Raw genomic sequence first — 11,916 nt, 5'->3', positions numbered from 1 at the left:
AAGATCACGTCATAACTCGTTATAACAAGTGATCCCGTGATGACCGATAACGTTCTCTCCCTGGGCAGCGTCCCGCTGCACACCCAACTGCGCGACGTATTGCGTGCCCGGATTCTCGACGGCGAATACCCGCAAGACAGCCAGATGCCGTCCGAAAGCGAGCTCGGCACGCTGTTCAAGGTCAGCCGCATCACCGTGCGCCAGGCCCTGGGCGATCTGCAGAAAGAAGGGCTGATCTTCAAGATCCACGGCAAAGGCACCTTCGTCGCCAAACCCAAGACCTTTCAAAACGTCAGCACCCTGCAAGGCCTCGCCGAGTCCATGACCGGCCGTGGCTACGAGGTGATCAACCGTCTGCGCAGCTTCAAATTCATCGCCGCCGACAAACTGGTCGCCGAGCGTTTGCAGGTTGCCGAAGGCGAAATCGTCGCGCAGATAAAGCGTGTACGGCTGATCAACCGCGAGCCGATTTCGCTGGAAATCACCTACCTGCCCAAAGCCGTCGGCGAGCGGCTGGAGAAGGCCGATCTGGTCACCCGCGACATCTTCCTGATCCTCGAAAACGACTGCGGCATCGCCCTCGGCCATGCCGATCTGGCCATCGACGCGGTGCTGGCCGACAGCGACCTGACTCAGGCGCTGAACGTCGAGGCCGGCTCGCCGATCATGCGCATCGAGCGGCTGACCCACGACGCTCACGGCCAGCCGTTGGACTTTGAACACCTTTACTACCGTGGCGATGCGTTCCAGTACCGCCTGCGGATCGACCGGCAAAAAGGGGCGTGACCATGACCCGCAACACCCTCGAACAGGAATACGACATCGTCGTGATCGGCGGCGGCACTGCCGGCCCGATGGCCGCGATCAAGGCCAAGGAAAAGAACAAGGAACTGCGCGTGCTGCTGGTCGACAAGGCCAACGTCAAGCGCAGCGGCGCGATCAGCATGGGCATGGACGGCCTGAACAACGCGATCATCCCCGGCCACTCGACGCCCGAGCAGTACACCAAGGAAATCACCATCGCCAACGACGGCATCGTCAATCAGGCAGCGGTCTATGCCTACGCCACCCACAGTTTCGAAACCATCGAGCAGCTCGACCGCTGGGGCGTGAAGTTCGAGAAGGACGAAACCGGCGATTACGCGGTGAAGAAAGTCCACCACATGGGCGCCTACGTGCTGCCGATGCCGGAAGGGCACGACATCAAAAAAGTCCTGTATCGCCAGTTGAAGCGCGCAAGGGTCAACATCACCAATCGCCTGGTCTGCACCCGTTTGCTGACTGACGAGGAGGGCGCCGTCAACGGTGTGATGGGGTTCGACTGCCGCACTGCCGACTTCCATGTGATCAAGGCCAAGGCAGTGATCCTCGCGTGTGGCGCTGCCGGGCGCCTCGGTCTGCCGTCCTCGGGTTATCTGATGGGCACCTACGAAAACCCGACCAACGCCGGCGACGGTTACGCGATGGCGTATCACGCCGGGGCCGAACTGGCGAACCTCGAGTGCTTCCAGATCAACCCGCTGATCAAGGATTACAACGGCCCGGCCTGCGCCTACGTCACCGGCCCGCTCGGTGGCTACACCGCCAACAACAAGGGCGAACGCTTCATCGAGTGCGACTACTGGAGCGGGCAGATGATGTGGGAATTCCACCAGGAACTGGAAAGCGGCAACGGTCCGGTGTTCCTCAAGCTCGATCACCTGGCCGAGGAAACCATCCAGAACATCGAGGAAATCCTCCACAGCAACGAACGTCCGAGTCGCGGCCAGTTCCATGCCAATCGCTGCACGGATTACCGCACGCAGATGGTCGAGATGCACATCTCGGAAATCGGTTTTTGCAGCGGCCACTCGGCGTCCGGCGTGTGGGTCAACGAGCGCGCCGAAACCTCGGTGAAAGGTTTGTACTCGGCCGGTGACATGGCCGCCGTGCCGCACAACTACATGCTTGGCGCGTTCACCTACGGCTGGTTCGCGGGCAACAACGCGGCGGAGTTTGTTGCCGGGCGCGAGTTCTCCGTGCTGGATGCCGAGCAGATCGAAAAGGAAAAGGCCCGGGTCTATGCACCGCTGGATCGCGAACACGGTCTGCCGCCAGCCCAGGTGGAGTACAAGCTGCGGCGCTTCGTCAACGACTACCTGCAACCGCCGAAAGTGACCAAGAAAATGGAAATCGGCCTGCAACGCTTCAGCGACATCGAGCGCGATCTCAACGAGATGAAGGCCAACAACGCCCACGAACTGATGCGCGCCATGGAAACCAGCGTGATTCGCGACTGCGCCGAAATGGCCGCCCGCGCTTCGCTGTTCCGCGCCGAAAGTCGCTGGGGCCTGTACCACTACCGCGTCGATCATCCGCAACGGGACGACCGCGAATGGTTCTGCCACTGCCACCTGAAGAAGGGCGAAGACGGGCGCATGACCAGTTTCAAGAAAGCCGTCGAGCCTTACATCATCCCCCTCGATGCCGAGGAAATGCAGGCCTACGACCGCCTCCGGGTCGGCGCATTCGCCGCTTGAGGCATCACTAGAGAGAGTCCGAACCATGGCCTACCAAGCCCAGGAAATCTTCTTCCGCTCCAACGCCCCCGTCACCGTGGACGAGGACAAATGCATCGCCGAAAAGGGCTGCACCGTGTGCGTCGATGTCTGCCCGATGGACCTGTTGGCGATCAACCCGGCCACGCAAAAGGCCTACATGGCCTTCGATGAATGCTGGTACTGCATGCCTTGCGAAAAGGACTGCCCGACCGGTGCGGTGAAAGTCGAAATCCCGTACCTGCTTCGCTAAAACGCTATCCGGCAACACCGGACGCCTGATTCAACACACCCCTCGTTTCCCACCGCGCCCTGATCGCGGCGGAGACGAACATCCTATAAATGATTCGAGGGGATTCAACCATGTTGCGTGCAGCAATCGCCGGTCTGGTACTGGCTTCGTTCACCCTGTCGGCCTCCGCCGAAACCATCCGCATCGCCATCGGCACCCAGGACACCACCATCAATTGCGCCGCCGGCGGCCTATTGATTCGCGAACTGGGCCTGCTCGACAAATACCTGCCTCACGACGGCGCCTACAAGGACGCCAGGTACGATGTGCAATGGAAGAACTTCACCAGCGGCGCACCACTGACCAACGAGATGGTCGCCGGCAAACTCGACTTCGGCGCCATGGCCGATTTCCCCGGTGCGTTCAACGGCGTGGCGTTTGAAACCGCCGGCAAACACAGTCTGTTCATCAGCGTGCTGTCGGGCAGCATCAAGGGCAGCGGCAACGGCATCGTGGTGCCGAGCGCGTCTGGCGTGCAGTCGTTGAGCGAACTCAAGGGCAAGACCATCTCCGTGCCGTTCGCCTCCACCGCCCACGGCATGTTGCTGCGCGCCGTGGCGGAGCAGGGCTGGGATCCGCTCAAGGACGTGAACATCATCGCCCAGCCGCCAGAGGTCGCAGGCTCCGCGTTGCAGGCCGGCAAAATCGACGCCCACGCCGACTTCGTACCGTTTGCCGAACTGTTCCCGAGCCGCGGCTTCGCCCGCAAGATCTACGACGGCGCCCAGGCCAATGCACCGACGTTCCACGGTGCGCTGGTCGATCAGGCCTACGCCAGGAAGTACCCGGAAATCGTCGTCGCCTACCTGCGCGCGAGCATCGAGGCCAATCAACTGCTGGCCGCCGAACCGGAGAAATACAGCGAACTGATCGCCAAGGTCACTGGCGTAGATGCTGAGGTCAACTACCTGTTCCACGGTCCGCTGGGCGTGCAGACCCGCGACCTGAGCTGGAAACCGGAATATCGCCAGGCCGTAGGCACCGCCATCGACACGCTGAAGCTGCTGAAGAAGGCCGATCGCGGACTCGATCTGAATACCTTTATCGACGATCAGTACATCCGTGCGGCGTTCAAGGCTTCGAATCTGGATTACACGGCGCAACTGGCCAACTACGCGCAGACGCCGTTGAAGTCGCAGGATGCATTGACCGGCAAAGCGATCACCGACTTCAGCCATGTCGCGGAAATCTGGGTGCGCGGTGAGGACAAGGTCCGGCGTTATGCCTCGGCTGAAGAGGCGTTCACGGCGCTGGCCGGCCTGAAATCGGAAGGCAAGAACATCCGTGCGGTGTATGCCCAGGCGAGTGACAGCGGGATCAAGTTGCTGGCGGAGCAGGCGTGGTTTGCCAGTGATGCGAAGGGGCGGCTCAGCGCGTTTTTGCTCAAGGGGCAGGCGCAGCAATTTGCCACGGCTCAGGGCGGCAAAGTCCTCGACTTTACCGACGCTACCACCCAGGCCGTGGCCACCCGCTAACAGCAGATCAAAAGCCCCTCACCCTAACCCTCTCCCGGAGGGAGAGGGGACTGACGGTGTTGTTCTGGAGAGTTACGCCGACCTGAGATATCGAGCCGAACTCAGGTTTGAAAATCATGAACATCTGCTCGTTCTCGAGTCGGGTACAGGTTTTGAAAGGCTTGAAGATCTGCCCCCTTTCCCCCTCGCCCCCTTGGGGGAGAGGGCTGGGGTGAGGGGGTTCGATCTCAGTCATCACACGGAATTCCGATCCATGAAAATCCCGAAAGCCCGCTGGACCACCAGAGCAACCTCCATAGCGTTCTGCCTGCTCTTCTGGCAACTAGCCGCCAGCCACCACTGGAACCTCGGCCTCGTCACCTTCGCCAACGTCCCGACCCCGCTGGCCGTGATCGAAGCCGCGCTCGGCCTCGGCGACTCCGGCAAGCTCATCCAGCACCTGAGCGCCAGCCTTGGCCGGGTCTTCGCCGGCTACCTCGCGGCGCTGGTGATCGGCATCGCCCTGGGCCTGGCCATCGGCCGTTCGAAATGGGCCGAAGACCTGCTGCTGCCACCGCTGGAAGTACTGCGCCCAATCCCCGCCGTGGCATGGATTCCACTGGCCATCCTGATGTTCCCGTCGTCGGAACTGTCGATGGTCTTCATCACCTTCACCGGCGCGCTGTTCCCGATCCTGCTCAACACCGTGCACGGCGTCGAAGGCGTCGACCCGCGGCTGATCGCCTCGGCCAAAAGCCTCGGGGCCGGGCGTCGGGCGATCCTGCTGGAAGTGATCCTGCCGGGCGCCGCACCGAGCATCATCACCGGGCTCGCCATCGGCATGGGCACCTCGTGGTTCTGTCTGGTGACCGCCGAAATGATCTCCGGTCAGTTCGGCATCGGTTACTACACCTGGGAGTCCTACACCATCCAGAACTACGCCGACATCGTGGTCGGCATGTTGCTGATCGGCGTGTTGGGCATGGGCAGCAGCCTGCTGATCAAACGCCTGGGCGGGCTGTTCACTCCCTGGCATCGACCACGAGGAAAAGCCTGATGAGCGTGATGCAAACCCCGGAAGGGCGGATCGATATCCGCCAGTTGTCCATCGTCCTCGGCGAAGGCCGGCAAGCGTTCGAGGCGGTGCAGGGCCTGGATTGCCAGATCGAGCCGGGCCAGTTCGTGTGCATTCTCGGCCCGTCCGGTTGCGGCAAGTCGACTTTGCTCGGCGCATTGGCCGGGCATCTGCAACCCCATGGCGGACAGTTGAAAGTCGATGGCGCCGAGGTGTCCGGCCCGTCGCCACAACGCGGCATGGTGTTCCAGCATCACACGTTGTTTCCGTGGCGCACGGTGCGCGACAACGTTGCCTTCGGCCTGAAAATGCGTGGCATCGGCAAGGCCGAGCGCCACCGCGCCGCCGACGACATCCTCAAACTGGTCGGCCTCGAAGGTTTCGCCGAACGCTGGCCCGATCAACTGTCCGGCGGCATGCAGCAACGGGTGGAAATCGCCCGGGTGCTGGTCAACCGGCCACGGCTGTTGCTGATGGACGAACCCTTCGGCGCATTGGACGCGCTGACCCGACTGAACATGCAGGAACTGCTGCTGGACATCTGGACACGGATTCGCACCACCGTGGTGTTCGTCACCCATGACATCGACGAAGCGCTGTTCCTTGCCGACCGCTTGCTGGTGATGAGCGCACGACCGGGGCGAATCATCGAAGACCTGCGCCTGGATTTCCCCCGGCCACGCACCACCGAACTGGTGACCAGCCACGAGTTCTCGCGCCTCAAGCGCCACTGCCTCGACCTGCTGCGCCACGACAACGACCGACCGCTGCCGCGCCTCAATCCGCTCGGCCTGCCTCCTGAAAACTCTTTGCCGAGATTTGCCCTGTGACTTCATTTTTTGCTTTGACCGATAACGACGACATTCTCGCCCTGCAACCACGCCTGACCGCCGATGATGCCGGGGTGCGGCGGATTGCCCTGATCGACCTGGCCGACCTCGAAGAGCCGGACGGTCTGCTCTGGCTGGTCGAACGACTGGCCGAAGACCCTGCCGAAGAGGTGCGTGCCGAAGCGGCGCGTTTATTGGAAGCCTGGGAAGACGAGCCGGTGGTTGAGGCGCTGTGCCAGGCGCTGACGGATCCGTCGCCGGCGGTGCAAGCCGCTGCGGCGCAGAGCCTGAGCCTGCTCAAGACCGAAGCGGCGGGCAGGGTGATTCTGCCGTGGACCGCCCATGCCGAAACCGGCGTGCGGATTGCCGCGTTCCGGGCCTTGCGCGAGTTGCGTTTCCCCGGCGCTGCGCCGGCCGCGATTCAGGCGCTGAACGATGCCGATGCCAGTGTGCGCCGCGAAGCCGTCGGCGTGCTCGGCTGGCTCAAGCAACTCGACGCGTTGCCGGCACTGGCCCGCCTGGCGAGTGATGACCCGGACACCGAAGTACGCCGCGCCGCCACCGGCGCCCTGGGCCTGGCAAGTGACGCTGACGTGCTGCCTGCGTTGCGTCAGGCCTTGCAGGATCAGGCCTGGCAAGTGCGCGAAGAAGCCGCGACCACCCTCGGCAAGGTCGGCCACACCGATGCGGGCCCGGCGCTGATCGAAGCCTTGGCCGACGACTACTGGCAAGTGCGCCTGCGCGCTACCCGTAGTCTCGGGCGCCTCAAGTACGTCGCTGCCCTCGACGCCTTGATCGACACCCTCGGCCACCGCATCAGCAACCTGCGCAAGGAAGCCGCGCTGGCCCTCGGCGAACTGAACGATCGCGGCGCCGTGGCCGCATTGCAGGCCGCGCAGGACGACGGCGATCCGGAAGTGCGCAAAGCCGTGCGGATTGCCTTGAGTCAGCTGCAATGAATCCGCTGTCGGTCGGCAATTCTCAAACTGAGCACCGGTTGCGGCTGAGCTGGCCGGATGGCCGCGAGCAGTTGCTTGACCATGCCGAACTGCGCCGCCAATGCCCGTGCTCGCAATGCCGGGCGTTTCGCCTGCGGGGCTCGCCGCCCATGGTTGACCCGCGTGTGCGGGTCATCGAATTGAACGCTCAGGGCTACGGTCTGCAACTGGTGTTCAGCGACGGCCATCAGCGCGGGATTTACCCGTGGGCCTATCTGGCGCAGCTGGAGGGGATCACTGTCCCGCCGTCATCGCTGGCCGACAGCCATGGAAAATATCCAGCCCCGGCTGATACAGCGACGTCCTGACCTCGAACAACCCCAGCACCGAGTGGAACAGGTTGTCGTGGCTCAGATCCGGCTGGCTGCTTTTGCCTTGCAGGCAGCCACGGTCGATGCCCAGTTGCGCCAGGGTGTTGTTGCCGAACCACATCACCATCGGCACATGGGTCTGCGCTTCCGGCGCCAGCGCATAAGGCGCGGCGTGCAGGTACAGGCCGTTCTCGCCCAGCGATTCGCCATGGTCGGAGACGTACAGCATCGACGTATCGAGATGATCCTGATTGCGCTTGAGCAGCTCGATCACCTTGGCCAGGAAATGGTCGGTGTAGAGGATCGTGTTGTCGTAGACGTTGACCAGTTCGTCACGGCTGCAACTGCCCAGCTGGTTGGTGTGGCAGATCGGTTTGAAGCGCTCCATGTCCTTGGGGTAGCGCTCGTAATATTCCGGGCCGTGGCTGCCGTCGGCGTGCAGGACGATGATCGCGTTGCCCTTGAGGCTGTCGATGTAGCCTTGCAGGTCGGCCAGCAGCGCTTCGTCGAGGCAGTTGTTGCCGTCGCAGAACGGCCCCGGCTGGTTCTTCGCGATGTCGCGGTTCGGCACCCGCAGGCAAGTGCCCTTGCAGTCGCTGTTGTTGTCCAGCCACAGCACCTGCACGCCGGCCCGTTGCAGGATGTCCAGCAGGCCTTCGTAGGTTTTGCCTTTCTTGTCGCTGTAGTCCTCGCGCGGGAACATCGAGAACATGCACGGCACCGACACCGCCGTCGAAGTGCCGCAGGAATGCACCTGGGTGAAATTGAGGATGTCGAGTTTGCTCAGCTCGGGATTGGTCTCGCGCTCATAGCCGTTGAGCGAGAAATGGTCGGCCCGGGCGGTTTCGCCGACCACGAACACCATCAGCGATTTCTTCTCGCGGGAGGCCGCCTTGGCGCTCATCACCGCGTCTTCGCCGATGGCCTGCACCACAAAATGCTTTTTGATCCCCAGCCGCTGCTTGGTGTATTTGCTGATCGCGTAGATGTAGTTGGTCGGGTTGATGAAGTGGGTGAGCTTGTCTTCCTCGCGAAAGATCGGTGCGTAGGTCGAATAGAACGCGCCCACCGAAGCGCCGATCACCAGCACACAGGCGACGATCACCAGCACCTTGTTCAGCAAGCCCCGAAAGAACGGCCGATACACCACCGGCCAGCGCCAGATCAGCACGGCCGGCAACACGCCGAGCAACAGCACGTAAGCCAGCAATTTGCCGCTGAACAGCGCCGTGGCTTCCCCGGGATTGGTTTCGAACACGTTCTGGATCATCACCGTGTCGATGGTGATTCCGTATTCGTTCATGAAATACGCCGCGCAGGCCGAGAGCAGGGCCACCAGCGTCAGCACCGGTTTCAGCGTCCAGCGAAACGACACCAGGGTCAGCAGCAGGGTGATTGCCGCCCACAGGAACAACCCGAAGGACGCGAAAAACGCCAGTTTCTGTGCGCCTTGCAGGGTAATCAGCGTTCCCAGCGCCTTCCAGGTCGCCAGGTTGTACAGCGCCACCAGTGCCAGCGAAAACAGCAGCACCAAGCGGGTCGGAGTGATGGACGGTAAACGCAGTCCCTTGCCCAAAGCCATTTCGATACTTTCCTCTACGTCAGTCGAAAACCCATACGGTTACGCGCGTAACTGTAGAAGAGCATTGGTAAAAATTCCGTAAACATCCGGTAACAAAATCACGATAAGTGCAAAAAAATGTGGGCGCCAGCAGGCCGGCTCCCACGGAGAACTGCGGCGGTTCAGAAGGATTTGCTGACGCTGGCGACGACCGTCGCCGTGCACACGTCCTTGAAGCCCCAACTGCTCAGACACTGGCTCTGCGAAAGGTCGGTGTCGATGTAGCTCAGACCCAGTACCACGCCGGCCAGGTTGTGGGTCAGTTTGACTTCCCACTCCCGGTAGGACTCTTCGCTGTGACCGGACGCCGAATACATATGCGGGTCCTTGAAGTCCATGTTGCCGTAGCGCAGCTTCAGCCCGGAATCGAACGGCAATTCGGTTTCATAGCCAATGTAGCTGTAGAGCGAACTCTGTTTGCTGTCGATGCCCGGCGCGTCACTGGAGTAATAGGCCGCGAGTTTCACGCCGTAAGCGCTGAGAATCGAGTACACCTCGCTTTGGTTGAACTGGCTCTCTTTGGGATACGCGTATTTGATGTAGCCCAGATCCAGGCTCACAGCCTCGGTGGCCTGCCACAGCCAGCCGGCGTAGTAATCGACCTCCTGACGGGTTTTCAGGCCGCCACCGAAATCGATGTTCGAACTCCATGCGCCGAGGTACAGGCCGCTGCTGTGGGCCAGGGTCAGACCGGCCTGCAGGGCTGGGTCGTTCTGGGTCTGGGAGATGCCGCGGGTGCGGTAATCGCTGGCCAGGGTCAGATCGACCAGCACCGCGAAATCATCGTTCAGGGCAATTGCGTGGCTGCTCAAAGGCAGCAGGCTCAAGGAAGTGAGGGCGAGCAGGGGCAAGGCTTTCATGTGAAGTCCCGTTGTTGTGGTTGTTATGGGCAGGAAGCGGGCAAGGCTGCGCCGGACCCCGGCGGCTGGCGCGGGGTCGGGCAGCGGATACGGCGATTGTTATTGGAGGGTAGGGGCGTAGACCTGACGGCCGGCGAACCAGGTTTGCAGCACCTGGGTGTCATGCAGGGCTTTGTCATCGACGCTGAACACGTCGCGATCGAGCACGATGAAATCGGCCTGTTTGCCGGGGCTCAGCGAGCCAATCTGTTGTTCCAGGCCGATGGTCCGCGCCGCGTTGGCGGTGTAGGCGTAGAACATGGTTTCACGGTCCAGGCGTTCGTCGGCGTTGAGCACGCCCAGCGGCCCGGTGCGGGTGATGGCCTGGGCCATGGCGTTCCACGGGTTCGGCGAGGACACCGGCCAGTCGCTGGCGCCGGCAATCGTCGCGCCCTGTTTGAGCAGCGAATGCGCCGGGTATTGATAGCGAAAGGCGAGGGCGCTGACGTAAGGCTTGATCATGTCGGTGGTGTAGTCGTCGGCGCTGGCCCACAGCAGTTGCATCGAGGCAATCACGTTCAGCGGCTTGAAGCGGGCGAACTCCTTCGGGTTGACCATTTGCAGGTGGGTGATCGAGTGCGTTACGCCGCTTTGCCGGTCCTTGCGCGCCTGGGCGATGCCGTTCAGCGATTCGCGCACCGCGCGGTCGCCGATGGCGTGGATGTGCACCAGCCAGCCGCGCTGGTCGATGGCACTGACCAGTTCGCCGAAATGCTGCGGATCGATCAGCAATTCGCCCTGTTTGTGCGAGTTGCTGTAGGGATCGATCATCGCCGCGCTCTGGGCCGGGTACTCGATCACGCCGTCGGCGAAGATCTTGATCCCCGGCAGCGTCAGGTTGGGAATGCCCTGAAACTGCCGGCGCACCTTGTCGAGGGTGTCGAGATCGGCCGGGACGCTTTTCGGATTGGCCACCAGCAGTGCGGCGACGTGGGCAGTCATGCCGCCGCTTTCCGACAGGGCTTTATAGGCCGGCAGCACGCCGACGGTTTTCTCGGTGGGCTTGAGGGCGAACACCGGCTCGCCCGGCGCGGCGTTGGCGGCGGGGTCCATCCACGCGGTGATGCCGAGGCTGTTGTTGAAACGCACCGCCGATTGCGCGGCTTTGAGCATGTCGGCCGGGCTCGGCACTGGCATTTTCGAGGCAACCCGATCCCAACCGGCGTCGACCACAAAGCCGTTCGGTTCACCGTTGGCCAGTTTGCCGAGGGTGTCTTTTTCCGCGTCCGGCAGGGTTTTCAGCAGCGCGGCGTCGATGCCCGCACGCTTGAGCATCACGTTGTTGGCCCACGCCGTGTGGTGATCGCTGCCGGTGAACACCACCGGCACGTCGGCCCATTCGCCGTTATTGAAGATTTTGCCCAATGCCTCAGCCTTGGCCCAATACGCCGAACTCATGCCGGCCACGCTCAACACATCGCCATGCCGGGCCTTGCCGTCATCGCGCCAGCCGCGCAGGCGTTTTTCCAGTTCATCCAGACCGACCACGTCGTCTTCCATGTTAGCCGAGACCATTTCCAGTCCGCCGAAAATCGCGTGGGAATGGCTGTCGATCAGGCCGGGCATCAGCGCCTGACCTTTCAGGTCGATCACCTGGGTGCCGGGCTCGATCAAGGCCTTGATCTGCGCATCGCTGCCGACTTTCAGCACCTTGCCGTTCTCCACGGCCAGCGCCTGAACCTTCGGTTGAGCGCGGTCGGCGGTGAAAATCTTGCCATTGAACAGCACCAGATCGGTGGCGGCCATGGCTTCCATCGAGGCAAAACTCATAGCGGCGATCAGCAGATTTTTTGTGAAATGCGGGATGAATCTTTTCATTGAACATTTCCTTGTTATTGCGTCTGATGGCCAGATTAGTGGCTGCCAACGCCCGACAGAACGCCTCCCTCACGAAAAACG

11 protein-coding genes and 1 pseudogene are annotated in these 11,916 nt (G+C 62.1%); 8 read left to right on the top strand and 4 right to left on the bottom strand.

What is annotated here, in order from left to right; genetic code table 11:
• Nucleotides 1–39 precede the first annotated feature (39 nt).
• The 4 genes from ACODTD_RS07075 (at nucleotide 40) to ACODTD_RS07060 (ending at nucleotide 4,304) form a co-directional block, all read left to right on the top strand.
• Complete coding sequence (locus ACODTD_RS07075) at nucleotides 40–786, top strand: GntR family transcriptional regulator (protein ID WP_011334546.1); 747 nt, start codon at nucleotides 40–42, stop codon at nucleotides 784–786.
• A 2-nt stretch (nucleotides 787–788) separates the two neighbouring features.
• A complete protein-coding gene (locus ACODTD_RS07070) occupies nucleotides 789–2,519 on the top strand; it encodes a fumarate reductase/succinate dehydrogenase flavoprotein subunit (RefSeq protein WP_011334545.1) in 1,731 nt (576 codons plus the stop codon).
• A gap of 25 nt (nucleotides 2,520–2,544) precedes the next feature.
• Nucleotides 2,545–2,790, top strand: coding sequence for a 4Fe-4S dicluster domain-containing protein (locus tag ACODTD_RS07065; protein ID WP_007959413.1), 246 nt, complete (start codon nucleotides 2,545–2,547; stop codon nucleotides 2,788–2,790).
• 110 nt (nucleotides 2,791–2,900) lie between these two features.
• Entirely contained in the window at nucleotides 2,901–4,304 is a 1,404-nt protein-coding gene (locus tag ACODTD_RS07060; RefSeq protein WP_011334544.1) for an ABC transporter substrate-binding protein, read from the top strand.
• Nucleotides 4,305–4,311: 7 nt separating this feature from the next.
• On the opposite strand, the gene ACODTD_RS07055 is transcribed toward ACODTD_RS07060, so the two are convergent.
• Nucleotides 4,312–4,539, bottom strand: a complete 228-nt coding sequence (locus tag ACODTD_RS07055) for a hypothetical protein (RefSeq protein WP_041475309.1) — start codon at nucleotides 4,537–4,539, stop codon at nucleotides 4,312–4,314.
• A gap of 18 nt (nucleotides 4,540–4,557) precedes the next feature.
• On the opposite strand from ACODTD_RS07055, the gene ACODTD_RS07050 reads away from it, so the two are divergent.
• The 4 genes and pseudogenes from ACODTD_RS07050 to ACODTD_RS07035 form a co-directional block, all read left to right on the top strand.
• Nucleotides 4,558–5,340 carry an ABC transporter permease gene (locus ACODTD_RS07050; RefSeq protein ID WP_041475308.1) on the top strand — a complete coding sequence of 261 codons (783 nt, stop codon included), beginning with the start codon at nucleotides 4,558–4,560 and terminating at the stop codon, nucleotides 5,338–5,340.
• Entirely contained in the window at nucleotides 5,340–6,188 is an 849-nt protein-coding gene (locus ACODTD_RS07045; protein WP_011334542.1) for an ABC transporter ATP-binding protein, read from the top strand. The genes ACODTD_RS07050 and ACODTD_RS07045 overlap by 1 nt, the downstream gene beginning before the upstream one ends.
• Complete coding sequence (locus ACODTD_RS07040) at nucleotides 6,185–7,147, top strand: HEAT repeat domain-containing protein (RefSeq protein ID WP_011334541.1); 963 nt, start codon at nucleotides 6,185–6,187, stop codon at nucleotides 7,145–7,147. Before ACODTD_RS07045 ends, ACODTD_RS07040 begins: the two co-directional genes overlap by 4 nt.
• Nucleotides 7,144–7,413: pseudogene (locus ACODTD_RS07035) on the top strand (DUF971 domain-containing protein); the annotation flags it as partial. The gene ACODTD_RS07040 and the pseudogene ACODTD_RS07035, both read left to right, overlap by 4 nt.
• A gap of 7 nt (nucleotides 7,414–7,420) precedes the next feature.
• On the opposite strand, the gene ACODTD_RS07030 reads toward ACODTD_RS07035, so the two are convergent.
• The 3 genes from ACODTD_RS07030 to ACODTD_RS07020 all read right to left on the bottom strand — a co-directional run bounded on the left by ACODTD_RS07030 (nucleotide 7,421) and on the right by ACODTD_RS07020 (nucleotide 11,835).
• Nucleotides 7,421–9,079, bottom strand: coding sequence for a phosphoethanolamine transferase (locus ACODTD_RS07030; protein ID WP_011334539.1), 1,659 nt, complete (start codon nucleotides 9,077–9,079; stop codon nucleotides 7,421–7,423).
• A 161-nt stretch (nucleotides 9,080–9,240) separates the two neighbouring features.
• Nucleotides 9,241–9,978, bottom strand: a complete 738-nt coding sequence (locus ACODTD_RS07025) for a TorF family putative porin (protein WP_011334538.1) — start codon at nucleotides 9,976–9,978, stop codon at nucleotides 9,241–9,243.
• Between the two features lie 99 nt (nucleotides 9,979–10,077).
• On the bottom strand, nucleotides 10,078–11,835 hold the full coding sequence (locus ACODTD_RS07020) for an amidohydrolase (RefSeq protein WP_489104643.1): 1,758 nt from the start codon (nucleotides 11,833–11,835) through the stop codon (nucleotides 10,078–10,080).
• Nucleotides 11,836–11,916 lie beyond the last annotated feature (81 nt).

Source organism: Pseudomonas sp. FG35 (assembly GCF_057809295.1).
This window is presented reverse-complemented; position numbering and strand designations above follow the sequence as displayed.